Below are 23,824 nucleotides of genomic sequence, written 5' to 3'. Positions count from 1 at the left end.
GGCGACCGTGGCGAGACGTCGCAGCGCCTTCATGAATTTTTTTTAAGGCGACACACCCCCAACCGGGTCTAGGGTCCGCGCCGAACCGCCCATTTCCGGGGCGGAGCCTAGGATCCAGTGATGAAACGACTGCTTATCGGCGCCGCCGTCGGCGCCCTTCTGCTGCCCGCCAGCGCCGCCTTCGCTCAAGACGCCGACCACGACCACGCCTGCATCGACGAGACCTGTTCGATCGTCTCCCTGTTCTCGGGCGAGGAGACCGCCGCGGGCTGGCAGGGCACGCAGGCTCCGCGTTATGGAACCTGGGGCTTCGACATGGCGGGCCGCGACACGGCGGTGAAGCCGGGCGACGACTTCTTCCAGTTCGCCAACGGCAAGGCGCTGGAGAAGCTGGTCATTCCGTCGGACCGCACCAGCTACGGCTCCTTCGCCCTGCTGCGCGAACTGTCGGACAACCGCATGAAGGAGCTGGTGACGGGGCTCGCCGCGCGCCGCGATCTAGCCGCCGGTTCGGACGAAGCCAAGATCGCCGACGCCTATCGCTCATACATCGACGAGGCGCGTATCGAGCAACTGGACGCCCAGCCGCTGCAACCCTATCTGGCGGCGATCCGCGCCGCCGACAGCCATGAGAAGATGGCCGTCTATATGGGCCAGACGGTCGGCCGCTTCGGCTCGTCCTTCTTCGGCACCGGCATCACCATCGATGCGAAACAGCCGACCCGCTATGTCGTCTCAACGGGCCAGTCGGGCCTGGGCCTGCCGAACCGCGACTATTATCTGGACGCCCGCTATGCGGACAAGAAGGAGAAGTATCAGGCCTATGTCGGCCGGATGCTGACGATGATCGGCTGGGAGAACCCTACCGAGACCGCCGCCCAGATCGTCGCCCTGGAACAGAAGATCGCCGAGGCCCACTGGAGCCCTGTCGAGAACCGCAATCGCGACAAGACCTATAACGAGTTCACCATCGCTCAGCTGGCCCAGCAGGCGCCCGGCTTCGAATGGCAGGACTATTACGACGCCGCCAAGCTGGGCGGCGTGTCGCGCTTGATCGTGCGTCAGGACACGGCCATGCCCAAGATCGCGGCCATCTACGCCGAAACGCCGGTGGCCCTGCTGCAGGCGTGGGAAGCCTTCCACACCGCCGACGACATGGCGCCGCTGATGTCCAAGCGGTTCTCGGACGCCCAGTGGGAGTTCCGTTCGCGCGACCTGTCGGGCCAACCCGAGCAGCGCACCCGCGAGAAGCGCGCCATCTCCTTCGCCGAGGGTTCGCTGGGCGAGGCGACGGGCCGCCTTTACGTCGCCCAGTATTTCCCGGCCGAATCCAAGGCCAAGATGGAAGAACTGGTCGCCAATCTGCGCACCGCCCTGTCGCACCGCATCGAAAACCTGACCTGGATGGGCGCTGAGACCAAGGCGGCGGCGCAGGAGAAACTGCGCAAATTCACCGTCAAGATCGGCTATCCTGACAAGTGGCGCGACTACTCCGGCCTGGACATCCGCGCCGACGATCTGGTGGGCAACGCCGAGCGTCGCGGCCTTTTCGAATGGAACTACGACCTGTCGCGCCTGAACGAGCCGGTCGACAAGTCCGAGTGGGGCATGACCCCGCAGACGGTCAACGCCTATTACAACTCGGCCAATAACGAGATCGTCTTCCCGGCCGCCATCCTGCAGCCGCCCTTCTTCGATCCGAACGGCGATGCGGCGGTCAACTATGGCGGCATCGGCGGCGTGATCGGCCACGAGATCGGCCACGGCTTCGACGACCAGGGCTCCAAGTCCGACGGCGACGGCGTGCTGCGCAACTGGTGGACCGCCGAAGACAAGGCCAAGTTTGACGCCCTGACCACGCGTCTGGGCGAGCAATACGCCACCTACGAGCCGATCGCCGGCTATCACATCAACCCCGGCCTGACGATGGGTGAGAATATCGGCGACGCCTCGGGCGTGGCCGTGGGTCTTGAGGCCTATCACCTGTCGCTGAACGGCCAGGCCGCGCCGGTGATCGACGGCACGACCGGAGATCAGCGCTTCTTCTACGGCTGGGCCCAGGTCTGGCAGTCGAAGTATCGCGACGAGGCGCTGAAACAGCAGGTCGCCACCGACCCGCACTCGGCCGCCCAGTTCCGCGTCATCGGTCCGCTGCGCAATGTGGACGCCTGGTACGACGCCTTCGACGTCCGGCCTGGCGCGAAATACTATCTGACGCCGGACCAGCGCGTTCGCATCTGGTAAGACGATGGCTCTTGGATAGACGGGAAAGGCCGGGGTTCGCCCCGGCCTTTTTCATGGTCAACGCATGGCCCCGATGCGCGGCGTGCGCGGGCGGCAAAGCGAGGGCGGACAGGGATTTCAGGCATAGAAAAGCCCGCTGCGGGGGATACATCGCAGCGGGCTATCTTGCTCTTTAAAGAGCGGACGTTTCCTCCCCGAAACGCCTTCGAGTGCTGCGCGCTTGAGCAACGCTTGCCCTCGAGTGAGTTCATTTGACGCAAGGGCCGGTCGGTCGTCAACGGCCCGTTTCGCCAGAGTCGAACTTTCTTCGACTTATCGCTGATAAGTCATTTTAGCGCCCGCGAATTATCGAAGCTTATTCGATAATGCCCTTGATGGCGGCGACCAGGCCCTCGCGGGCGATCTTCATCTGGCCCGGACGTTCAGCCTTCCAGGCGTCGTTGTCGGCGATGGCGGCGGCGGCGGCGCGTCCGGCGTCCAGATCCTTAATGGTCACCTCGCCCGCCGCGATCTCATCGCCGCCCAGAATGACGACGGCGGGGGCGCCGCGCCGGTCGGCGTATTTCATCTGGGCCTTCATGCCCGCGCGACCCAGATAAAGCTCGGCCGCGACGCCTGCGGCGCGCAGTTCGGCGACCGCGTTCAGATAGTGGGCCATGTCGTCCTCGGAGAAGACGATGACCACGACCGGGCCGCGCACGGCGTCCTCGGCGCCGCGCCCCGCCGCGCGCAGGGCCGAGGCCAGACGCGAGACGCCGAAGGAAAAGCCGGTCGCCGGCACGCTCTGCCCCGTGAAGCGGGCGACCAGATCGTCGTAGCGCCCGCCGCCGCCGATGGAGCCGAAACGGACGGGGCGGCCCTTGTCGTCAACGGTGTCCAGCAGCAGTTCGGCCTCGAACACGGCGCCAGTGTAATATTCCAGACCGCGCACGATGGTCGGATCGAACTTCACCGCATCCTGATCGACCCGCATGGCGTTCAGCGCGCGGTCGATGGCGGCCAGTTCGTTCAGCGCCGCCTCGCCCGCCGCGCCCAGATCGCCGGAGCGCGCCACGGCGTCCAGGGTCTGGGCCCGCGACAGGCCGGGCGTATTGGCCGAGGCCAGGAAGGCCTCGATGGCCGCCGTCACCCTGGTCGGCAGTTGCGCGCCCTTGGTGTAGTCGCCCGAGTCGTCCAGACGGCCTTCGCCCAACAGCTGGACCACGCCGTCCCAGCCCAGACGGTCGAACTTGTCGATGGCGCGAAGGGCGGTCAGGCGCTGGCCCGCTTCGGTCACGCCGCCCGCGTCGAACAGGCCGTCGAACAGCTTGCGGTTCGAGACGCGGATCTGGGCCTGTCCGGCGTCCAGACCGGAGCCTCGCAGGCCCTCGCAGGCCATGGCGATGATCTCGGCGTCCGCCTCGGGCCGGTCCGAGCCGACCGTGTCGGCGTCGCACTGCCAGAACTCGCGGAAGCGGCCGGGGCCGGGCTTCTCGTTGCGCCAGACCGGCCCATAGGCATAGCGGCGGAACGGCTTGGGCAGGGTCTCCCACGTCTGGGCCGCGAACCGGGCCAGGGGCGCGGTGTGGTCGTAACGCAGCGCCATCCAGTCGCCTGGCTCGTCCGAACCGGCGTCGTCCTGCAGCGCGAAGACCCCTTCGTTCGGGCGGTCGGCGTCCGGCAGGAATTTGCCCAGGGCGTCGGCGTATTCGAAGGCCGGGGTCTCCAGCGGCTCGAAGCCCCAACGCTCATAGACCTCGGACACGCGCGCAACAATGCGGCGTTCGGCGGTCAGGTCGCGCCCGCGCTTGTCGGCGAAACCGCGTGGATTGCGGGCGAGGGGGCGGATGGGGGTGTCGTCAGTCATGCCGCGCGCTTAAGCCAAGGGGCGGTTGACCGCAAATTCCATGGTCGGGCCACCACCGCGCCGCTGCTCCCCGAATGTCTGAGATCGCACACAGGCGTTTGTTTAGGCGAAGATAAATCGTATTGGGGCGGAACCTGGGCGAACCGGTTTCGTTGTTGAGCGCCATGACGCCACACGCCCTCATCGTAGCCCGCACCTGCAACACGTCGGACCGGCGCACGATCCGCTGGTGGGAATGCGAGCTGGTGGACACCGAGGGGTCTCGGCGCATTCGCGACCAGGCCTTCTTCTCCATCGGCGAGGCGAAGTCCTGGGCTTCCGCACAAGGCTATCCGGTCAGCGAAGACGCCGCCTCGTCGTCCGAAACCTGATGTCGCATCCCGCCCCAACCGGCGTCCTGACCGCCGAGGCCTTCGACACGCCGCGCATTCTGCTGGCCGGCGCCGTCGACTACGCCATGTACGACCGATTCCGCGATCAGTTGGCGCAGGCGCCCAAGACCGGGCTGACGCTGATCGAACTGTCGACCCTGGGCGGCGATCCCGAGGTAGCGCGCATGATGGGCGAGGACGTCCGGTTCCAGAGCGACATCAATCCGTCGCGCCGCCTGGTCTTCCTGGGCAAGGCCGCCATTTATTCGGCCGGCGCGACCTTTATGAGCTTCTTCGCCGTCGAGAACCGCTATCTTACGCGCGGCACGCGGGTGATGATCCATGAACGCAAGATGGACAAGGAACTGCACATCGCCGGGCCGCTGACGACCTGCATCGCGTCGGTCAAGGCGGTGCTGCATGAGTTGGAACACTCCATCGCCATCCAGAACGAAGGGTTCGAGAACCTGGTTCGCGGATCGTCGGTGACGATGGACGATGTGCTGAAGCGTGCGCCGGAAAATTGGTACATCGAGGCGCAGGAAGCCAAGACCCTGGGCCTGATCGCCGACGTGATCTGACCCGTAGGGTCAAGCGTCCAGCGTTTCCACCGTCAGATTTCCATTGGTGTAGACGCAGATCTCGGCGGCGATCTTCATGGCCTTGCGGGCGATCTGTTCGGCGTCCAGCTCGGATTCCTCGATCAGGGCCCGGGCGGCCGACAGGGCGTAGTTGCCGCCCGACCCTACGGCTGCGACGCCGTATTCCGGCTCCAGCACATCGCCGACGCCGGTGACGGTGAAGATCGACGACTTGTCCGCCACCAGAAGCATGGCCTCCAGGCGGCGCAGGTAACGGTCGGTGCGCCAGTCCTTGGCCAGATCGACGCAGGCGCGGGCCAGTTGGTCGGGATACTGCTCCAGCTTGGCTTCCAGACGTTCGATCAGGGTGAAGGCGTCCGCGGTCGCGCCGGCGAACCCCGCCAGAACCTTGCCGCCCGCCAGGGTCCGCACCTTGCGCGCCGCGCCCTTGACGATGGTCGGGCCCATCGAGACCTGCCCGTCGCCGGCGATTACGGTGCGCCCATTCTTGCGCACCGCCAGTATGGTGGTGCCATGCCAGTCGGGGAAGGAAGAGGCGGTCGCGTCGAAGGATCGGGTCATAACCGACAGATGGACAGGCGGGGCCGCCCGATCAAGTCGTGCCACGCTTTCATAACAGTGTCATATTTCGACCGAAGTCGTCGATATAAGGGCAACGTCCTTCCCCAAGCCTTGCATTAATTGGAACGCGCGTTGCTCTATCGCCTCGTCATCGCGAGAGAATTGGTCGGCGGGATCGCGCCTGACGGTCGTGCTGCGGCTGAACGTCTCGGCGAAGCCATGATGGACAATCGACGCGATGAGATCAGCGGCGTGATGCTCATCCACGCCGGATGGCTGGTGCAGATGATCGAAGGCGCGCGCGTCGACGTGGACCGCGCGCTGCGCCGTATGCAGGCGGACGGTCAGGGCGATCTGCACCTTCTGGGCGACCGCCCGGTCATCCACCGTCGGGCCACCGAGCCGATTCGGATGTGCGCCCTGACGCCCCATCAGGTCGAGCTGGCGCTGGCTGGCCGGGCGCTGAACGCCCTCGAACCCATCGAGCTGGAACGCCTGTTGTGCGGGGAGGTCCGACGTCAGGCCGCCTGATCGGTGCTGCATTCTGTTAACGCTCATGCCCTAGCAGTCGTGGCGGGGTTTCGGCCCACAGTTGCGTATGAGTTCGGTTATGGCCTTGTTTCGTATCGTCTATGTCAGCGAGGCCGCCGGACCGGCCGCATCGGGCCTGATGCCGCTGGTGGACATTATAGGCGTGTCCGACCGCAACAATCGCCGGGACCAGCTGACGGGCGTTCTGATGCGGCATGAAGGGCGTTTCCTGCAGGTGCTGGAGGGCGCGCGGGTCGATCTTGATCGCACGCTGACGCGCGTGCGATCCGATGGGCGTCACACCAATCTGGCCGTCCTGTCCGACCGGCGCGTGGAGGCGCGTATGTTCCCTGATTGGGCCATGGCGCGCGTCGAGGCGACGCCGGACGTGGCGCGCTTTCTGAGCGCGGACACGGACGAGGACGAGATGGAAGACGCCCTGCATAGGATGCTGACCGCCCTTTCGCCGACCCAGCCGAAGGCGGTCTGACCGGCGCCCCTCGCGATCCGCCATCGGTATCGCTAGATGGGGGCGTGATCTTTTCCGAAGACGAAGTCGAACGCTATGCGCGCCACCTGGTCCTGTCCGAGGTGGGCGGGCCGGGGCAACAGGCGCTGAAACGCGCGCGTGTGCTGGTCGTCGGCGTGGGCGGCGTCGGCGCGCCGGCGGCCCTTTATCTGGCGGCGGCGGGCGTCGGCGCGCTGGGGCTGATCGACGACGATGTCGTGGGCCTGTCCAATCTTCAGCGCCAGATCGCCTTTTCGACCGCCGAGGTCGGGCAGGCCAAGGTTCAGGCGGCCTCGGATCGGCTGACGGGGCTGAACCCCCATGTCGTGATAGAGACCCACGCCGAACGCCTGACCCAGGCCAACGCCGCCGAGCGCATCGGCGCCTATGACCTGGTGCTGGACGGGACTGACGATTTCCAGACCCGGCTGTGGGTGAATGCGGCCTGCGTCGCGACCGGGCGGCCGCTGGTGTCTGGCGCCCTGGGCCGCTGGAGCGGACAGGTCGGGGTGTTCGTGGGGCGGCCCTGCTATCGCTGTCTGGTTCCCGAAATCCCGCCGGACGCCGAGACCTGCGCCCGCGTGGGCGTGATCGGGGCGTTGGCGGGCGTGATCGGGTCCATGGCCGCGCTGGAGGCGATCAAGGTTCTGACCGGCGCGGGCGAGGCGCTGACCGGGCGGTTGCTGCTGTATGACGGTCTGAAGGGTGTGGCGCGAACTGTTCGGGTCGCCGCCGACCCGGCCTGTCCAGTGTGCGGCTGACCGCTCAGGCGGCGGTGGCGAAGCGGATGTCGGCCAGATCCAGGTCGGCCAGATCCCGATCGGGAAGGGGCGCAGCGAAGCCCAGGGCCGGGTTGCTCAACACCGTCACCAGACGTTCGCCGCAGTAGAGGTACAGGGTTTCGAACCCGATCCAGTTGCGCGCCACGGCCTCCAGCGCCTGATTGGCGATCTGGTCGTTCGAGGCGTCCAGAACGCAGATGTCCCTGACCGGCACGCCGGGCAGATTGACGATGCAATAGTAGGAATCCAACGCGACACTTCCTCAATCAGGACGCCGGAAACGAAGTTCGTCTGCGGCGGTTCCGCTCCTGCCCGTGGTTTTCGACAGCCGTATAAGGGGCGCTCGACAGACTTGTGAAAAAGGAGGCCGGATGGCCCGACGACCCCCCGCGCCGAAACGCCTGAACGCCGCCAATCTGACCGGGCTGGGGGCGGATCGGCTGGGCGATCTGTTGATGCAGGCGGCCGATGCGGACCCGATCCTGAAGCGTCGCCTGCGGCTGATCCTGGCGGCGGAGGCGGGGGCCGACGCCCTGGCGCTGGAGTTGGACAAACGGCTGACGGCCGTGGCGGCCAGCCGGGCGCGGGTGTCGTGGCGAAAGCGGCCGGACCTTATCCGCGACCTGTCGGTGCTGAGCGAGGGCGTGGAGACCTTGAGCCGACTGGCGCCCGCGGAGGGAGTGGTGCGGCGCATGGCTTGGTTCGACCTGTTTCGCGGCCTGACGCAGCGGGTCAAGGATCCGCGCGCCGAGGTTGCGGACCTGTTCGAAACGGGGGCACCCGCCCTGTGGCAGGCGGCCGATGCGGCGGTCCAGGCCGATCCCGCCATCGCCGAAATCCTGGCCGACGCCGTTCAGGCCCATCCGCTGGACTACGCCCGCTGGATCGGCGCGGCGGGCGAGGCGCTGACGCCCGCCTTGGCGCGGCGCCTGCTGGAGGGGCTGGACGTCGAGTCGGGCGTGCGCGGGATGCGGACGGTGGTGCGGCGGTTGGCGGACCGGGCCGACGACCTGGACCTGTGGCTGTCGCTGGTCACGCCCGAGGAGCGCGGCTCGCCCGATTTCGCCGCCGCGATGGCGCGGCGGCTGCTGATCGCGGGTCGCGTGGCCGAGGCGCGCCAGGCGCTGGAGGCCGCCCTGTCGCCGTCGCCGGCCAATCGGCGCTGGACCTTCGGCCGCTCGCCGCAGGGGACGCCGCGCCTGACGCCCGCCTGGGAGGCGGCCTCGATCGACCTGATGGAGGCGGAGGGGCGCAAGGACGAGGCGCAGGATCTGCGCTGGGCGCTGTTTGAGCGCGATCTGTCGGCGCCCGTGCTGCGGGCCTATCTGGCGCGCCTGCCCGATTTCGACGATGTGGAGGCGCTGGATCGGGCCTTGGCGCATGCGGCGGCCCATGCGGACTTGGAGACGGCGCTGGGCTTCCTGATGGACTGGCCCGCCCACCGCGAGGCGGCCGCCTTGGTCGAACGCCGGATCAGGGAGGTCCGTTCGCCTCTGCCGCTGAAGGCCGACTGGGCGGCGCGGCTGGCGCAGAAATACCCCGACGCGGCCGAACGGCTGCTGGCCTCGGCCTGAAGCATCGCCGGCCTAGAGCATCGCCGGCCTAGAGCATCGCCGGCCTAGAGCATCGCCGGCCTAGAGCATCGCCGGGATGACGCGGTCGGGCGGGCGATGGCCGTTCTGATAGGTCATGACATTGGCGATGACGCGGTCGCCCATGTCTTGGCGCGCCTCGAGTGTGGCCGAGCCCAAGTGGGGCAGAAGCACCACGTTCGGCTGGCCCAGCAGACCGGGGTGGATGTCCGGCTCGTTCTCGAACACATCCAGACCGACGCCCGAGATCGCCCGCATCGCCACCGCCTGGGCCAGGGCCGCCTCGTCGATCAGCTCGCCGCGCGCGGTGTTGACCAGGATGGCGTGGGGCTGGAGCCGGGCTAGCCGTTCGGCCGACAGCAGATGGTGGGTGTCCTTCGTCGCCGGGCAGTTCAGCGACACGATGTCCATGCGGGCCAGCATCTGGTCCAGATCGTCCCAGTAGGTCGCGCCCAGCTCCTCCTCGATCAGGGCCGAGACGGGCTTTCTGTTGTGATAATGGACCTGAAGGCCAAACGCCTTGGCGCGCCGGGCCAAGGCCTGGCCGATCCGGCCCATGCCGACGATACCCAGCCGCTTGCCCCACAGTTTGCGGCCGCACATCCAGGTGGGGGTCCAGCCCTCGAATCGGTTGTCGGCGATGACCTGGGCGCCCTCGACGATGCGGCGGCTGACGGCCAGGATCAGGCTCATGGCCAGGTCGGCGGTGTCCTCGGTCAGGACGCCGGGGGTGTTGGTGACGACGATCCCGCGCGCTACGGCGGCGTCGATGTCGATATGGTCCACGCCCGCGCCGAAGTTGGCGATCATCTTCAGCTGGTCGCCCGCCCCGTCGATCAGGTCGGCGTCAATGACGTCGGTGATGGTCGGCACCAGAACCTCGGCGCGCTGGACGGCCGCCTGCAGGGCGGCGCGGTCCATCGGCTGGTCCTTCAGGTTCAGCTCGGCGTCGAAAAGCTCGCGCATCCGCGTTTCCACCGCGTCGGGCAGGCGTCTGGTTAATACGACCTTAAGCTTGCGGGCGGACATTCTCGGCCTTGGTTTGCGGGCGGCGGTTCTTCGGGACGAAAGCCCGCGCGACGGGTCGTTCCATCCAGTGTCTAGCAAAGCCGCCACCATCTTCCAAAGCCTGCGACGCCGCATGGTCGTGGTCCTCGCCCTGACGGGTCTTGCCGTGATGGCCGGGGCGGGCGCCACCATGCCCGACGGCCGCCCCACGCCCACGGGGCTGGAGGTGCCGCGCTGGATCTCGCTGAAGTCCTCGCACGTGCGGGCGCGCCAGGGGCCAGGGCTGGATTACCCTATCCTATGGGAATATCGCGCCGCGGGCCTGCCGGTGCAGGTGATCGCTGAGACCAGCGAATGGCGCAAGATCTGCGATCCTGACGGGGCCGTGGCCTGGATCCACCGCACGGTGTCGTCGGGCCGGCGCTATGTCTTCAACACGACGGCCGAGGAAATCCCGATCCGTTCGGGCCGATCCGAGACGGCCTCGGTGCGTGCGCGCCTGTCGCCGCGCGCCTTGATCGCCCTGGACGAATGCGAGGACGGCTGGTGCAAGGTCCGGGCGCGCCGGATGCAGGGCTGGGCGCCGCAACGCGCCGTGTTCGGAACCCAGGAACGGGCGCTGTGCAACGCCAACCGGCCTGCTGGCACGGGCCGGAGCTGACGCGCCGCTGTTGAGCGAAGCGGCGTGGTCGTGTAACCCGCGCGCAACGCCTTTAAGAAACGGAAGCGCCTTGACCCAGTCCCAATATCCTTCGTCCTTCGATCACGAGGCCCTGCTGGCCTCGGGCCGCGGCGAGCTGTTCGGTCCCGGCAACGCCCAGCTGCCGGCCCCGCCGATGCTGATGTTCGATCGCATCGTCACGATCAATGCGGACGGCGGCGACCACGGAAAGGGCTATGTCGAGGCCGAACTCGACATCAATCCCGAGCTCTGGTTCTTCCAGTGCCACTTCATCGGCGACCCGGTCATGCCCGGCTGCCTGGGGCTGGACGCCATGTGGCAGTTGGTCGGCTTCTACCTGGGCTGGATCGGCGGACCGGGGCGCGGCCGTGCGCTGGGCGTCGGCGAGGTCAAGTTCACCGGCCAAGTCACCCCGGACATCAAGAAGGTGGTTTACAAGATCCACCTGAAGCGCGTCATCAACCGCAAGCTGGTCATGGGCATCGCCGACGGCGTGCTGGAGGCCGACGGCCAGGTCATCTACACCTGCAACGACATGCGGGTGGGCCTGTTCGGCGCCGCCAAAGACGAGCCGACAGCGGCCTGAGCGCCTATATACCGTCAACAGGGCGGAAGACCTCCGGGTCGAGAAGCATAAGAAGGAAACACCATGCGTCGTGTCGTCGTCACCGGCCTGGGCATCGTCTCCTCCATCGGCCACGGCGCCGAAGAGGTCACCCAATCGCTGCGCGAGGCCCGTTCGGGCGTCGTTCATGCCCCCGATCACGCCAAATACGGCTTCCGCAGCCAGGTCTGGGCGCCGCCCCGGATCGGCCCGTGGGAAGAACTGGTCGACCGCCGCGCCGCCCGCTTCCTGGCCAACGGCACCGCCTGGGCGCACATCGCCTTCGAAGAGGCGCTGAAGTCGTCGGGCATGACGGCCGAGGAAATCCGCGACGACCGCATCGGCCTGATCGTCGGCGAGGGCGGCCCCTCGACCCAGGTCATCCTGCAGGCGGCGGCCACGACGGTCGAAAAGGGCGCGCCCAAGCGCATCGGCCCGTTCGCGGTGCCCAAGGCCATGGCGTCGGGTCCGTCGGCGGTCCTGTCGACCTGGTTCCAGATGCGGGGCATCAACTATTCGATCAGCTCGGCCTGCGCGACGTCGGCCCACTGCATCGGCGCCGGGGTCGAACAGATCCAGTGGGGCAAGCAGGACGTGATCTTCGCCGGCGGCTGCGAGGACATCGACTGGTCCATGTCGAACATGTTCGACGCCATGGGCGCCATGTCGTCCGACTTCAACGACAATCCGTCGGTGGCCTCGCGCGCCTATGACGCCAATCGCGACGGCTTCGTCATCGCGGGCGGTGCGGGCATCGTGGTGCTGGAGGAATACGAGCGGGCCAAGGCGCGCGGCGCGACCATCTATGCCGAGGTCACCGGCTATGGCGCCAACGCGGACGGCTATGACATGGTCGCCCCCTCCGGCGAGGGCGCCCAGCGCTGCATGAAGATCGCGCTGGAACAGGCAGGCAATCCCCGGATCGACTATCTGAACCCGCATGGCACCTCGACCCCGGTGGGCGACGCCAAGGAGATGGAGGCCGTGCGCGCCGTCTTTGGCGACCAGATGCCGATGATCTCCTCGACCAAGTCGCTGACGGGCCACTCGCTCGGCGCCGCAGGCGCGCAGGAAGCCATCTACTGCCTGTTGATGATGCAGAACGGTTTCGCCGCCGAGAGCGCCCATATCGAAACCCTCGATCCGGCGTTCGACGGCATGCCCATCCTGCGCCAGCGTCATGACGGCGAACTGACCCACATCATGTCCAACAGCTTCGGCTTTGGCGGCACCAACGGGACGCTTATCCTGTCGAAGGTCTGAGGCGCTACGCTCAGGCCCTATCATCCTCGGGCTTGACCCGAGGATGACGGTAGGGGGCGTGACGGCGGCTTTATTGCGCGGGACAAGCTTGGGCGGCCGCGTCTCGCGTCTATTTTTTCGTCAGCGCCCGTTTACACGACCGTTTCTCGCCCTTACAGAGCGTCGCCGTGTCCATGCTCATGACCAAAGCGATTACCTCGAAAACCACCGGCTTCGGCGGGGCGGTTTCGGGTGTGCGCAAGGTCTAGGCGACAACCCCGATCCCAAGCCCCGCTGACGCGCGGGGCGGTCGATCCGGCTGAACCCCGCGCCTCCCACCTTCCCAGGAGACGCTTAAATGACCTTTTCCCCGTCCAATCCGCCCCACGTCGGCATCGTCGGCGCCACCGGCCTTGTTGGCGAGATGATGCGCGGCCTGCTGGCCGAGCGGAACTTCCCGCTGGCGTCGCTTCGCCTGTTCGCCTCGGCCCGATCGGCGGGCAAGACCATCCGCTTCGGCGATGTCGACGTGGTGGTCGAGGATGCGGCGACTGCGGATTACGCAGGGCTCGACATCGTCTTCTTCTCGGCCGGCGGCGAGACCTCGCGCGCCCTGGCCCCTAAGGTCGCGGCCGCCGGCGCCGTGGTCATCGACAACTCGTCCGCCTATCGCAGCGACCCGCAGGTGCCGCTGGTCGTCGCCGAGGTGAACCCCCACGCCCTGGCCGACCGGCCCAAGGGCATCATAGCCAACCCCAACTGCACAACTATGGCCGCCATGCCGGTGCTGAAGCCCCTGCATGAGGCGGCGGGTCTGAAGCGTCTGACGGTCTCGACCTATCAGGCCGTGTCGGGCGGCGGCGTCGAGGGCATCCGCGTTCTGGAGACCCAGTCGCGCGCCAGCGTCGATCAGGGCGCGGCCCTGGCCCGCGACGGCGGCTCGGTCGATTTCGGCGCGCCTGAAAAGTGGGTCGTGCCGATCGCCAACAATGTGGTGGCCCTGAACTACACCCTGTCGGAAGACGGCTATACCGACGAGGAGCTGAAGCTGCGCGACGAGAGCCGCAGGATTCTGGAAATCCCCGGCCTGCCGGTGTCCGGCACCTGCGTCCGCGTGCCGGTCTATTCGGGCCACTCCCTGTCGATCAACGCCGAGTTCGACCGTCCGATCTCGGTTAAGGCGGCGCTGGACCTGCTGGGCAATGCGCCGGGCGTTGTGGTGACCGCGGTTCCGAACCCGCTGGACGCCACCGGCAAGGACCCGGTCTTCGTCGGCCGCGTCCGCCCTGATCCGACGGTCGAGCACGGCCTGGCCCTGTTCGTCTCCAACGACAATCTGAGGAAGGGCGCCGCCCTGAACGCCGTTCAGATCGCAGAAGTTCTGGTCCAGCAGAACGGCTGACACCCGCGAACAAACGGGGTTCAGTCGTAGCGCACGCCGCTGAGATACAGCCCCGCCGAGGGGGCGACGGGGCCGCAACGGGCGCGGTCCTTCGCCTCCAACGCCGCCTTGACGTCATGGACGCTCCAGCGGCCGAGCCCCACCTCCACCAGGGTCCCGGCCATCGACCGGACCTGACGATGCAGGAAGCTGCGGGCTTGAAACACCAGATGCACCTCTTCGCCGAAGCGGCTGACGCGGGCCACGTCCAGCGTCCTGACCGGGGATTTGGACTGACAGCCCACGTCGCGGAAGGTGGTGAAGTCGTGATGGCCCACCAGAACCTGGGCCGCGTGATGCATGGCTTCTGCATCCAGCGTCTTCTTGACGTGCCACACCCTGTCGCGCTCCAGCACCGGCTGGGGGCGACGGTTCAGGATGCGGTACAGATAGCCGCGCCCCGTAGCCGAGAAGCGCGCATGCCAGTCGGCGTCAGGCGCGTATTCCGCCGACAGGACGCAGACGTCCTGACGCACCAGATGGGCGTTCATGGCGTTCAACACCGTGGCGACCGGCCAGTCGCGCGCCAGATCGGCATGGATGACCTGGGCCGTGGCGTGGACGCCGGTGTCGGTGCGCCCCGCCGCCGCGATGCGGATGCGCTCTCCCGAAAAGGCCGCGATGGCGTCTTCCAGCGCCCCCTGCACCGTCGGCTGGCCGTCCTGAGCCTGAAACCCGTTATAGGCCGTGCCGTCGTATTCGAGGGTCAGCTTGTAGCGCGGCATCAGCCGAGCACGGTCCCGGCGGGCAGGGGAAAGCCGCGCAGCATCTCGTCTGCGCTCTGCGCCGCCTTGCCCTCGCGCTGAACGCGGATCAGGCGCACGGCGCCGGCGCCGCAGGCGACGGTCAGGGCGTCGTCCAGCACCGCGCCCGGCGCGCCTGAACCCTCCGCCAAGGCCGACAGCAGGGTCTTGACCCGCACGAAGCCAGCCTCGGAGGGGGCGTCGAACCAGGCGCCGGGGAAGGGCGACAGGCCGCGAATGTGGGCGTCCACCTCCGCCGCCGGGCGGGTCCAGTCGATGCGGGCCTCGGCGGGGGTGATCTTTTTGGCGTAGGTCGCTTCGCCGACCTGTTCGGTCGGGGTGACGCCGCCGCGTTCGATGGCGGCCAGGGCGCGGGGCCACAGGGCGGCGCCGACGTGGGCCATGCGTTCGGACAGGCTGGCGGCCGTGTCGTCAGGCCGAATGTCCATCAGTTCGCTGAGCAGGATGGGGCCTTCGTCCAACCCCTCGCCCATCTGCATGATCTGGACGCCGGTCTGGGCGTCGCCGGCCATGATGGCGCGCTGGATCGGCGCGGCGCCCCGCCAGCGCGGCAGCAGCGACCCGTGCAGGTTCAGACAGCCCAGACGCGGCGCCTCAAGCACGGCGGGCTTCAGGATCTGGCCATAGGCGACCACGCAGGCGGCATCCAGATCCAGGCTCTGGAAGTCGGCGATGGCTTCGGGAGTCTTCATGCTCTCGGGCGTGAAGACCGGCAGGCCCATGGTCTCGGCGAAGGCGTGAACCGGCGACGGCGTCAGCTTCTGGCCCCGCCCCTTGGGGCGCGGCGGCTGTGAATAGACGGCGACGATCTCGTGACCCGAGGCGATCAACTCGGCCAGAGACGGCACGGCGAAGTCGGGAGTTCCCATGAAGGCAAGGCGCATGGGCACGCCTTTAGAGGTTTACTGCCAGCGGGTGAAGACGCCGCCGCCCTCGTCCCACTCGCCGCCCGCGTCCAGCGCGTCGTCGAAGTCGAGCAGACGATCCAGCAGCAGGCCCGCGACCACGCCGATCAGGGCGACGCCCGCCAGGGTGGCCACGCCGGCGACGCCGACCTTCTGGCTGCGGGTCAGACGGCGGCGGCCCTCGGTGTCGATGACCAGCGACTGACCCCTGCGGAGCGGCGGGCGGGCTTGGCGTTTCATCAGGCGGCGATCCTGTCCTTGGCGGCCTTCTTGACCTTGGTCACGGCGCGTTCCCGCTTCAGCCGAGACAGGTGGTCGATGAAGAGCACGCCGTTCAAATGGTCCATTTCGTGCTGGATGCAGACGGCGTAGAGACCCTCGGCCTCCTCCTCCACCGACTGACCGTCACGGTTCAGATAGCGAATGCGGACGCGGGCGGGGCGTTCCACCTTGTCGAAATACTCCGGGATCGACAGGCAGCCTTCCTCGTAGGTGTAGAGGTCGTCCGAGGTCCACAGGATTTCGGGATTGGCGAAGAAACGCGGGTTCTTGCGCGCTTCGGCGTTTTCGGCGGCCTCTTCCTCGGTCTCGCAGACCACGCCGTCCTTGTCGCCCAGGTCCATGACGATGACCCGGTCCAGTGCGCCGACCTGCACGGCGGCCAGGCCGATGCCGGGCGCGTCGTACATGGTCTCCAGCATGTCGTCCATCAGGGCGCGGACGGCGTCGTCCACCGCCGCGACGGGCTTTGAAACCTGTTTCAGGATCGCCAGATCGGCGGCGTTGTCGATGGTGAGGATGCGACGGATGGCCATGCCGGGGAGGTAGGCCCGCCCCGGCGTCAGGTCAAGATTTCCGAGCGTCGCGGTCGGACTTGGCGCCTCAGGCCTTGCCGGGCAGGGGACGGGGTTTGCGGTTTTCGTCGATGGCGACATAGGTGAAGACGCCCTGGGTCACGCGCACCGAGGCGGCCTGGGGCTGGCCCCGGGCGCGCTTCCACGCCTCAACCTGGACGCGGATCGAGGTGCGGCCCGAGCCGATGACGTGGGCGTAGATGCTGACCTCGTCGCCGACCGAGACGGGCTGATGAAAGACCATGCCGTCCAAGGCCACGGTGGCGCACCGACCGCAGGCCAGTTCGAACGCCGGGGTCGCTCCCGCCACGTCCATCTGCGCCAGCAGCCAGCCGCCGAAGATGTCACCCTCGGGATTGGTGTCGGCCGGCATGGCGATGATGCGGCCGACCGGCTGGTATTCTGGCGGCTGTTCGGGGGTGTCGGACATGGATGACGGAACCTGATCTTGGGGGAGGCGGCGTCCTTATCGCGGCTTGCGTCGCTTGTCGTGTGCGACGGCGGGCGGCGCGGCTTCGGGCGCGGACAAGGTCAGGCGTGAAGCGTCGAAGGCTTTGGAATCGCGCAGGGCCCGCCAGGCGGCGCCCAGCTCCATCGCCGTCAGCAGGTGGTCCTGCGTCAGAACTTCGCGGCGTGAGGCCCTGAGGCGGGCGATGTCGCCCAGCAGTCGAGACGCGGCGCGCAGATCCTCGCGCTCGGAACGGGCGCCCAGATCCTGCAGCTGGGCGAAGCGCCAGCCCTGTTCCGGCGGATGCGCCAGCGCCAGGGCGAACCGTTCCTGCGGCGTCAAGGTCGCGGCGACGAAGGTCCAGTCGTCGCCGTCGGGGCCGCGCCGGTAATGGCCGGCCTGGGTCGGCAAACCCGCCGCCGCATAGAGGGCCAGGGCGCCGGCCTCGATCTCGTCCAGCGCCAGGCTGAGCGGGTCGGGTTCGGCCGGCGTCGCGTCGTCGGGCCGGTCGAACGGATCGACCGCATCGGCGGCGGAGGCGACGACGGGCCGGCGTCGAAACAGGCCCGGGATCAACGACCGGCCGCCGACCATGACGTCAGCGGTTCAGCGTGCTGGTCACCGACACGTCATAGACGACGCGCGTCACGCTCTGCACGAACTCGAAGAACTTGCGCGCCTCCGCTGCGCCGGCCAGCGGCACATAGATCACGTCCTCGGGCATGACCTGCATGTTGGTGGCGGCGAAGACGTTGGCGGCGTCGTTGAAGTTCAGCTCATAGACCACGGGCACGCCGCGCGGGGTGGCGGGTTGAGTGATGCCCAGGGCCTGGGCCACCTCGGGGCGCTCGAAGCGGAAAATCAGAACGCGGCGGGCGTTCGCCGTCGCCGTATTCAGGCCGCCTACCTTGGACATGGCGCCGGTCAGGGTCATGGGGCCGGCCGGCATGTCCACCTGGGCCACAGCGTTCAGGGCGCCGAAGGTGGAGAAGCGGCGGGGCTTGTACTGGACATTGATCACGTCGCCGCGCTGCAGGCGGACGTTCTCGCCGAACTCGGTCGTCACCGCCGACAGGGGGGCGGTATAGGTCTGGCCGCCGCGCTGGATCGAGATGGTCAGGTCGTCGGTGGTGCGGGCCGAGCCGCCGGCCGCCGCGATGACGTCCAGAATCCGGTCGCTGTTGACGCCCAGCGGCGCGCGACCCGGCTGGCGCACGTCGCCCAGCACATTGACAGTGTTCGACGCATTGCCGGCGATGGAGACCAGCACCTGGGGATTGGCGACCTTGCCGACCAGGGCGCGGCGGATGGCGGCCGCCGCCTGGGTCGAGGTCAGGCCCTGGACCCGAACCTGGCCGCCGAAGGGAATGGTCACCGAGCCCGTGCGATCCACCGTGGCGCCCGGCAGGGCCTGATTGCCGCCGGACATGGTCGCGGCGTTGCGGCCGGACGACGAGCCGGCCCCTAGGGTTCCGCCGAACAGCGAACCGGACGGATCGAAGATCGAGATGGCCAGGGTGTCGCCTTCGCCGATCACATCGGCGGGCTGGTCGCTGGAACCGGCCGCCAGTGTGCCGAAGAACTGCGGCGGCACCTGCTTCATCCGCTCTGTGACTTCATAGGTCAGCGGCACAAGGGCGTAGCTGCCCAAAGCTGAGGCGGTGGTGGCCCCGGCGTCGACCGAGGCGCCGGACGGCCCGTCGCGCGGCAGGGTGGAGCAGCCGCCCAGGATGGCGACGATGGCAAGCGGCAGAATGGTGCGCGTCATGAAGCTGGATAGCCCTTGTTCGCGGATTGATTACAAGCCTTTGGTCGCGCTCGCCAGAGGCGAAGCACGATCAAGACCGATGGCTTCCGCCACGATGCGGAAATGTCCGGCCCAGTCGGGCGCGGCGTAGGCGTTCGATGGAACTGCGGATGTCGCCAAGGTCGCTCTTTCGATGGCGTCCAGCCAGCCCAGGCCGTCCAGCGGGTCGATCAGTTCGGCGCCGGGCGTCAGCTCGCGGTGGGGCGGAATGTCCGAGGCGATCAACCGCAACCCCATGGCGCAGGCCTCGACCGCCGGCAGGTCGAACCCCTCCACGGAGGAAGGCGCCAGGACCGCCCGCGCGCCGCGCATCAGACGGGCCAGCGCCGCGTCCGACAGGTTGGACGCCTGGTGGACCACGCCCTGCAGATTGGGCGAGCGTTGCAGGTGATCCAGAACGGCCTCGTTCTCCCAGCCGTAGCGGCCGACCAGAACCAGCGAAGGCGTGCGCGCGCCCAGCCGTTCCTCCAGCCGCCGCCACAGGGTCAGCAGAAGGGCTAGGTTCTTGCGCGCCTCGATAGTGCCGACATGAACGAAATAGGGGCGCGGCGCGGCGACCGCTTCGCCGGCGGCGAAGGCGGGCTCCAGACCCAGGTGGGCGACGTGGATCGGGGGCTGTGGCAGACCTTCGCTCTGGGCGAAGGCGCGCAGTTCGTCGCCCGTATAGGCCGAGTTGACGATGATCCGGCTGGCGTGGCGCAGGGTGTTGGCGACGCGGGCGTGATGTTTGTCGCCATCGCCCGGTCGGCAGAACTCGGGATGGGTGATGGGGATCAGGTCGTGGATCAACACGACCCGTTCGATGCCGGCCGCCTCCAGATCCCTCAGTGCTGTCGGCTCGTGCAGGGTGGTGTGGCCGACATTCAGATAGAGATCCGCGTCAGGCAGGGGCGTGGCGTGCTTCGACCGGAAGAACTGCTTGAACACCCGCGCCTTGTCGGCCGGCTTGTCCTGAACCGGCGCGGGCGGGGCGCCGATCACCGAGGCGGCGGGACGCGCCGACGCCGTCAGCGCCTGTAGCAGCCGCGCTTCGTGGGCGCGGTCGCCGGCGGTGGAGGCCGCGCCGTTCCAGCGGCTGCGAAGGTCGGCGATGAAACGGCCGAACCAGGCGGGATCGACCGGCACCAGCCGGTTCTTTCGCCCGCGCACAGGCAGGACGATTACGCCCGGCGTCGTCAACAGCCATTCCGCATAGGCCAGACAGACCCGGTCCACGCCGGTCGGCGCGGAGCGGTCGGCCCGGCTCATCAGCCGGCTGGCGTCATAAAGGATACGCATGGTCAGGCGACGTAACCAGCCTGCATCAGTTCGGCGATATGGACGATGGCCGTGGGCCGGCCGTCCTCGACCACGAACAGGTTGGCGATCTTGTTGGCCGTCAGCAGATCGACGACGTCGCTCATCCGGGCGTCCGGCTCGACGGTGATCGGATTGGCGCCCATGATGTCGGACGCCTTCAGATTGGTGGTGTCACGCTGGAAGGCGCGACGCAGGTCGCCGTCGGTGACGATCCCGGCCAGGGCGCCCGTCTCGTCCAGCACCGCCACGGCGCCCTTGCGACCCTCGGTGATGGCCGAGACGACCTCTCCGAAATCGGCGTTCAGCGGTACGCTGGCTGGCACGGCGGCGTTGTCGCCCATCCATTCGCGCACGCTCTGCAGGCTCATGCCCAGGGCGCCGCCGGGGTGGTGCAGGCCGAAGTCCATCGCCGTGAACTGGCGACGATCCATCAAGACCATGGCCAGGGCGTCGCCCAGCGCCAGGGTCATCAAGGTCGAGGTTGTGGGCGCAAGACCGTTGGGGCAGGCCTCGGCGACGCTGGGCATCGTCAGGCAGACGGCGGCGTTGCGGCCCAGAAAGCTGGCCGGCCGCTGGGTGATGGCGATGACCGGAATGTTGTTGCGCTGGCAATAGATCAGGGGATCGCGCAGTTCGCGGCTCTCGCCCGAGTTGGAGATGGCCAGAAGCGTCACGTCCGGGCGCAGCATCCCCAGGTCGCCGTGGCTCATTTCCGCCGGGTGAACGAAGAAGGCGTTGGTGCCGGTGGAGGCCAGGGTGGCGGCGATCTTGCCCCCGATGTGGCCTGACTTGCCCATGCCCGTCACCACGACATACCCCGGTCGGCTCATGATCACATCCACGGCGCGCGCCAGGGAGACGTCGATGGAGCGTTCCAACGCCTCCAGCGCCTCTATGTTCAACCGCACGACCTCTCGGGCGCGGTCGGTCATGGCGGCGATGTCCTGCGGGGTGGAAGACGTGATCTCGGTCATTGATCCCAGCGGCCCGCAACCGGGCTCTCCTTATTGTCGAGACGCGCGCCGCGCGACGGTTGCGCGGGATGGTGCGGCGTTTCCTTTTCAGACGACTTTGTCGGTTTCGGGTCAACCTTTGCCGCGCTTGCGCGTTGTCGTCGCTGGGGAAGTTGAACAAGAGCCTTACGATCCATGCCGTCTCACGCCGGAGCCGCCGAACTGTTGCTTGCGCGCCCGCCTGTCGTCGCCGACGGGATTTCACTGTTTCTGGACATGGACGGAGTGCTGGCGCCGATGGCCCCGACCCCCGACGCCGTGGGGCCGGTTGCGCGCCGCACGGCGGCGCTGAAGGCGGTCGAGGCGCGTCTGGCCGGACGGGTCGCCATCGTCAGCGGCCGCACCATCGCCGAGATCGACCGGATTTCCGACAACGCCCTGATGTCCGGCTCCGGCGTCCATGGTCTTGAGCGACGTTTGAAGGACGGGTCGATCCAGCGCCTTGCCGCCCACGCGGGCGTGGCCCGCGCCCTGGCGGCCTTCAAGATATTCGCCGCCGACCGCCCCGGCGTGATCGTTGAAGACAAGGGCGTGTCGGCCGGTCTGCATTACCGCATGGCCCCCGACGCGGCTGGGGCCGCCCAGGCGCTGGCGCAGGATTTGGCGGACCAGACCGGTCTGAGCTGCCAACCCGGCCATATGGTGCTGGAGCTGAAGACGCCCGGCGCCGACAAGGGCACCGCCGTCGCCGCCTTCATGCAGGAGACGCCGTTCAAGAACGGCGTACCCGTCATGCTGGGCGACGACCTGACCGACGAATACGGGTTTCAGGCCGCCGCCGCTTTGGGCGGTTACGGCGTCCTGGTCGGCTCCGAACGAGAAACGGCGGCGCGATACCGCCTGAACGACGTGGACGATGTCCTGACCTGGCTCGAAGCCGTTGCAAAGGCCTGAACCGATGACGCCCAATCTGGACCTCTTTCCCATCGGCAACTGCGCGGTTAGCGCCCTGATCGACCGTCAGGGCCGGTTCGTCTGGGCCTGCGCGCCGCGCGTTGACGGCGATCCCGTCTTCTCGGCCCTGATGGATGGATCGAGCCCCGATCACGGTTTCTGGTCGGTCGAGATGGACGGCATGACGTCGATCAAACAGGCCTATGTCCGCAACACGCCGGTTCTGCGCACGGTGATGACGGCTGAGGACGGGGCGTCGTGCGAGATCATCGACTTCGCGCCCCGCCATCCGAAACATTCGCGCACCTATCGGCCCTTGGCGTTCGCGCGCATTGTGCGGCCGCTGTCTGGGACGCCGCGCATTCGCGTGCGCCTGAGGCCTTCGACCGACTGGGGCGCGCGGCCGGCCCCGCATACGTCCGGATCCAACCACATCCGCTATCAATGCGCCGAGGTGACGTTCCGCCTGACCACCGATTGCCCGGTGTCGCATATTCTGGAGGAGCGGGTGTTCCGGCTGGAACGCGCGCACGCCTTCTTCCTGGGGCCGGACGAGGGCTATGATCAGGACGTGGGCCACGGGGTCCAGGCGGCGCTGGATCGCACGGTCGCCTATTGGCAGGACTGGGTGCGCAAACTCTATCTGCCGCTGGATTATCAGGAGGCGGTGATCCGAGCGGCGATCACGCTGAAACTCTGCGCCTACGAGGAGACGGGAGCCATCGTGGCGGCCATGACGACCTCGGTGCCCGAGTTCAAGGAGAGCGGACGCAACTGGGACTATCGCTACTGCTGGATCCGCGACGCCTATTACACGGTGCGAGCGCTGAACCGCCTGGGCGCGGTGGACATCCTGGAGAACTATCTCGTCTATCTAAGGAATCTGGTCGACGATTCCGCCGGCGGCCACGTGCAGCCCGTTTATGGCGTGGGTCTGGAGCCGGGCATCGGCGAGAGCATCGTCGAGACGGTAGAGGGCTATCGCGGCATGAAGCCGGTGCGGATCGGCAATCAGGCCCACGAGCATCTGCAGCATGACGTGTACGGACAGATCGTCCTTCCGCTGGTTCAGGCCTTCTACGACCAGCGTCTGCTGCGCCCTGGCACGATTGAGGATTTCCATGCGCTGGAGAAGGTCGGCGAGCGGGCGTTCGCCATGCACGACCAGACCGACGCCGGCCTGTGGGAGTTCCGCACCATTGCGCGGGTCCACACCTATTCCTCGGTCATGTGCTGGGCCGCGTGCGACCGTCTGGCCAAGGCGGCGGACCATCTGAACCTGCCGGACCGGGCCGAGGTGTGGCGGGAACGGGCGCGTCTTATCCGCGAGCGGATCGAGGCCGAGGCCTATCTGCCCGACGAGGGCCGGTTCGCCGCCAGCTATGGCGGGCGACAACTGGACGCCTCCCTGTTGCAGATGACCGACCTGGGCTTCTTGGAGGCGCACGATCCGCGCCAGGTCGCCACCTTCGACGCCATCGAACGCGACCTGAAGAAGGGCAGCCACCTGTTCCGCTACGTCGAACCTGACGACTTCGGCGAGCCGGAGACGGCCTTCAACTTCTGCACCTTCTGGTTCATCGAGGCCCTGCACCAGAACGGCCGGATCGAGGAGGCGCGCGCGATCTTCCAGGAGATGCTGAACCGCCGCACCGCCGCAGGCCTGCTCAGCGAGGACATCTCCATCGAGGACGGCGAACTGTGGGGCAACTACCCCCAAACCTATTCGCTGGTCGGCATCATCAATTGTGCCGTGTTGTTGAGCCGATCCTGGACCGACGTGCGTTGAACTGTCTGGCCCCGGGGCTGGGGCCGCCGAACGAAGT

26 protein-coding genes are annotated in these 23,824 nt (G+C 67.7%); 13 read left to right on the top strand and 13 right to left on the bottom strand.

Annotation, left to right across the window (positions count from 1 at the left end):
- The first annotated feature begins 120 nt into the window (after positions 1 to 120).
- Positions 121 to 2,244 (top strand): M13 family metallopeptidase, encoded by a 2,124-nt coding sequence (locus ACYX4P_RS00475; protein WP_248120861.1) that lies wholly within the window; start codon positions 121 to 123, stop codon positions 2,242 to 2,244.
- Positions 2,245 to 2,599: 355 nt separating this feature from the next.
- Here the strand turns inward: ACYX4P_RS00475 and hisS are convergent, their stop codons facing one another.
- Positions 2,600 to 4,090: a histidine--tRNA ligase gene (gene hisS, locus ACYX4P_RS00470; RefSeq protein ID WP_248120858.1), complete on the bottom strand. Its 1,491-nt coding sequence runs from the start codon at positions 4,088 to 4,090 to the stop codon at positions 2,600 to 2,602.
- 164 nt (positions 4,091 to 4,254) lie between these two features.
- Here hisS and ACYX4P_RS00465 point away from each other — a divergent pair, with 164 nt between their 5' ends.
- The gene (locus ACYX4P_RS00465) at positions 4,255 to 4,461 is read left to right on the top strand and encodes a hypothetical protein (RefSeq protein WP_248120856.1); all 207 of its coding nucleotides are present in this window, start codon (positions 4,255 to 4,257) and stop codon (positions 4,459 to 4,461) included.
- Positions 4,461 to 5,042, top strand: a complete 582-nt coding sequence (locus tag ACYX4P_RS00460) for an ATP-dependent Clp protease proteolytic subunit (RefSeq protein WP_248120854.1) — start codon at positions 4,461 to 4,463, stop codon at positions 5,040 to 5,042. The genes ACYX4P_RS00465 and ACYX4P_RS00460 overlap by 1 nt, the downstream gene beginning before the upstream one ends.
- A gap of 9 nt (positions 5,043 to 5,051) precedes the next feature.
- Here the strand turns inward: ACYX4P_RS00460 and hslV are convergent, their stop codons facing one another.
- Entirely contained in the window at positions 5,052 to 5,624 is a 573-nt protein-coding gene (hslV, locus tag ACYX4P_RS00455; RefSeq protein WP_248120852.1) for an ATP-dependent protease subunit HslV, read from the bottom strand.
- Between the two features lie 132 nt (positions 5,625 to 5,756).
- Between hslV and ACYX4P_RS00450 the strand changes: the two genes are divergently transcribed.
- From ACYX4P_RS00450 to ACYX4P_RS00440, 3 genes are all read left to right on the top strand, one after another.
- Positions 5,757 to 6,155, top strand: coding sequence for a BLUF domain-containing protein (locus ACYX4P_RS00450; RefSeq protein ID WP_248120850.1), 399 nt, complete (start codon positions 5,757 to 5,759; stop codon positions 6,153 to 6,155).
- Positions 6,156 to 6,234: 79 nt separating this feature from the next.
- Positions 6,235 to 6,645, top strand: a complete 411-nt coding sequence (locus tag ACYX4P_RS00445) for a BLUF domain-containing protein (protein WP_248120849.1) — start codon at positions 6,235 to 6,237, stop codon at positions 6,643 to 6,645.
- A gap of 44 nt (positions 6,646 to 6,689) precedes the next feature.
- Positions 6,690 to 7,424: a HesA/MoeB/ThiF family protein gene (locus ACYX4P_RS00440; RefSeq protein ID WP_248120846.1), complete on the top strand. Its 735-nt coding sequence runs from the start codon at positions 6,690 to 6,692 to the stop codon at positions 7,422 to 7,424.
- 4 nt (positions 7,425 to 7,428) lie between these two features.
- Here ACYX4P_RS00440 and ACYX4P_RS00435 read toward each other — a convergent pair whose 3' ends face one another.
- Positions 7,429 to 7,695: a hypothetical protein gene (locus tag ACYX4P_RS00435; protein ID WP_248120844.1), complete on the bottom strand. Its 267-nt coding sequence runs from the start codon at positions 7,693 to 7,695 to the stop codon at positions 7,429 to 7,431.
- Between the two features lie 121 nt (positions 7,696 to 7,816).
- Here ACYX4P_RS00435 and ACYX4P_RS00430 point away from each other — a divergent pair, with 121 nt between their 5' ends.
- Positions 7,817 to 9,019, top strand: coding sequence for a DUF6880 family protein (locus ACYX4P_RS00430; RefSeq protein WP_248120842.1), 1,203 nt, complete (start codon positions 7,817 to 7,819; stop codon positions 9,017 to 9,019).
- A 60-nt stretch (positions 9,020 to 9,079) separates the two neighbouring features.
- On the opposite strand, the gene ACYX4P_RS00425 is transcribed toward ACYX4P_RS00430, so the two are convergent.
- Positions 9,080 to 10,066 (bottom strand): 2-hydroxyacid dehydrogenase, encoded by a 987-nt coding sequence (locus tag ACYX4P_RS00425; RefSeq protein ID WP_248120840.1) that lies wholly within the window; start codon positions 10,064 to 10,066, stop codon positions 9,080 to 9,082.
- 67 nt (positions 10,067 to 10,133) lie between these two features.
- Here ACYX4P_RS00425 and ACYX4P_RS00420 point away from each other — a divergent pair, with 67 nt between their 5' ends.
- The 4 genes from ACYX4P_RS00420 (at position 10,134) to ACYX4P_RS00405 (ending at position 13,975) form a co-directional block, all read left to right on the top strand.
- On the top strand, positions 10,134 to 10,706 hold the full coding sequence (locus tag ACYX4P_RS00420; protein ID WP_248120838.1) for an SH3 domain-containing protein: 573 nt from the start codon (positions 10,134 to 10,136) through the stop codon (positions 10,704 to 10,706).
- A 70-nt stretch (positions 10,707 to 10,776) separates the two neighbouring features.
- Positions 10,777 to 11,313, top strand: a complete 537-nt coding sequence (gene fabA, locus ACYX4P_RS00415) for a 3-hydroxyacyl-[acyl-carrier-protein] dehydratase FabA (protein ID WP_248120836.1) — start codon at positions 10,777 to 10,779, stop codon at positions 11,311 to 11,313.
- Positions 11,314 to 11,376: 63 nt separating this feature from the next.
- The gene (gene fabB, locus ACYX4P_RS00410; RefSeq protein ID WP_248120834.1) at positions 11,377 to 12,594 is read left to right on the top strand and encodes a beta-ketoacyl-ACP synthase I; all 1,218 of its coding nucleotides are present in this window, start codon (positions 11,377 to 11,379) and stop codon (positions 12,592 to 12,594) included.
- 337 nt (positions 12,595 to 12,931) lie between these two features.
- Positions 12,932 to 13,975: an aspartate-semialdehyde dehydrogenase gene (locus ACYX4P_RS00405; protein ID WP_248120832.1), complete on the top strand. Its 1,044-nt coding sequence runs from the start codon at positions 12,932 to 12,934 to the stop codon at positions 13,973 to 13,975.
- A gap of 20 nt (positions 13,976 to 13,995) precedes the next feature.
- Here ACYX4P_RS00405 and truA read toward each other — a convergent pair whose 3' ends face one another.
- From truA to ACYX4P_RS00360, 9 genes are all read right to left on the bottom strand, one after another.
- The gene (gene truA, locus ACYX4P_RS00400; protein ID WP_248120830.1) at positions 13,996 to 14,739 is read right to left on the bottom strand and encodes a tRNA pseudouridine(38-40) synthase TruA; all 744 of its coding nucleotides are present in this window, start codon (positions 14,737 to 14,739) and stop codon (positions 13,996 to 13,998) included.
- Positions 14,739 to 15,662 (bottom strand): methionyl-tRNA formyltransferase, encoded by a 924-nt coding sequence (gene fmt, locus ACYX4P_RS00395; protein ID WP_248120828.1) that lies wholly within the window; start codon positions 15,660 to 15,662, stop codon positions 14,739 to 14,741. The genes truA and fmt overlap by 1 nt, the downstream gene beginning before the upstream one ends.
- Positions 15,663 to 15,680: 18 nt before the next feature.
- Entirely contained in the window at positions 15,681 to 15,923 is a 243-nt protein-coding gene (locus tag ACYX4P_RS00390) for a hypothetical protein (protein WP_248120826.1), read from the bottom strand.
- The gene (gene def / locus ACYX4P_RS00385; protein WP_248120824.1) at positions 15,923 to 16,498 is read right to left on the bottom strand and encodes a peptide deformylase; all 576 of its coding nucleotides are present in this window, start codon (positions 16,496 to 16,498) and stop codon (positions 15,923 to 15,925) included. Before def ends, ACYX4P_RS00390 begins: the two co-directional genes overlap by 1 nt.
- Before the next feature lie 67 nt (positions 16,499 to 16,565).
- A complete protein-coding gene (locus ACYX4P_RS00380; RefSeq protein ID WP_248120822.1) occupies positions 16,566 to 16,967 on the bottom strand; it encodes an acyl-CoA thioesterase in 402 nt (133 codons plus the stop codon).
- Positions 16,968 to 17,003: 36 nt separating this feature from the next.
- Positions 17,004 to 17,561: a hypothetical protein gene (locus tag ACYX4P_RS00375; RefSeq protein ID WP_248120820.1), complete on the bottom strand. Its 558-nt coding sequence runs from the start codon at positions 17,559 to 17,561 to the stop codon at positions 17,004 to 17,006.
- A 22-nt stretch (positions 17,562 to 17,583) separates the two neighbouring features.
- The gene (locus tag ACYX4P_RS00370; RefSeq protein WP_248120817.1) at positions 17,584 to 18,753 is read right to left on the bottom strand and encodes a polysaccharide biosynthesis/export family protein; all 1,170 of its coding nucleotides are present in this window, start codon (positions 18,751 to 18,753) and stop codon (positions 17,584 to 17,586) included.
- Between the two features lie 30 nt (positions 18,754 to 18,783).
- Positions 18,784 to 20,070: a glycosyltransferase family 4 protein gene (locus ACYX4P_RS00365; protein ID WP_248120814.1), complete on the bottom strand. Its 1,287-nt coding sequence runs from the start codon at positions 20,068 to 20,070 to the stop codon at positions 18,784 to 18,786.
- Between the two features lie 2 nt (positions 20,071 to 20,072).
- Positions 20,073 to 21,065: a KpsF/GutQ family sugar-phosphate isomerase gene (locus ACYX4P_RS00360; RefSeq protein WP_248120812.1), complete on the bottom strand. Its 993-nt coding sequence runs from the start codon at positions 21,063 to 21,065 to the stop codon at positions 20,073 to 20,075.
- Between the two features lie 174 nt (positions 21,066 to 21,239).
- Between ACYX4P_RS00360 and otsB the strand changes: the two genes are divergently transcribed.
- Positions 21,240 to 21,998, top strand: a complete 759-nt coding sequence (gene otsB / locus ACYX4P_RS00355; RefSeq protein WP_248120810.1) for a trehalose-phosphatase — start codon at positions 21,240 to 21,242, stop codon at positions 21,996 to 21,998.
- 4 nt (positions 21,999 to 22,002) lie between these two features.
- Positions 22,003 to 23,787 (top strand): glycoside hydrolase family 15 protein, encoded by a 1,785-nt coding sequence (locus ACYX4P_RS00350; protein WP_248120802.1) that lies wholly within the window; start codon positions 22,003 to 22,005, stop codon positions 23,785 to 23,787.
- Positions 23,788 to 23,824 lie beyond the last annotated feature (37 nt).

Source organism: Brevundimonas sp. ABV4_179, assembly GCF_056311945.1.
Note: the sequence above shows the minus strand (reverse complement) of the source record. Positions and strands in the feature narration are given on the sequence as shown.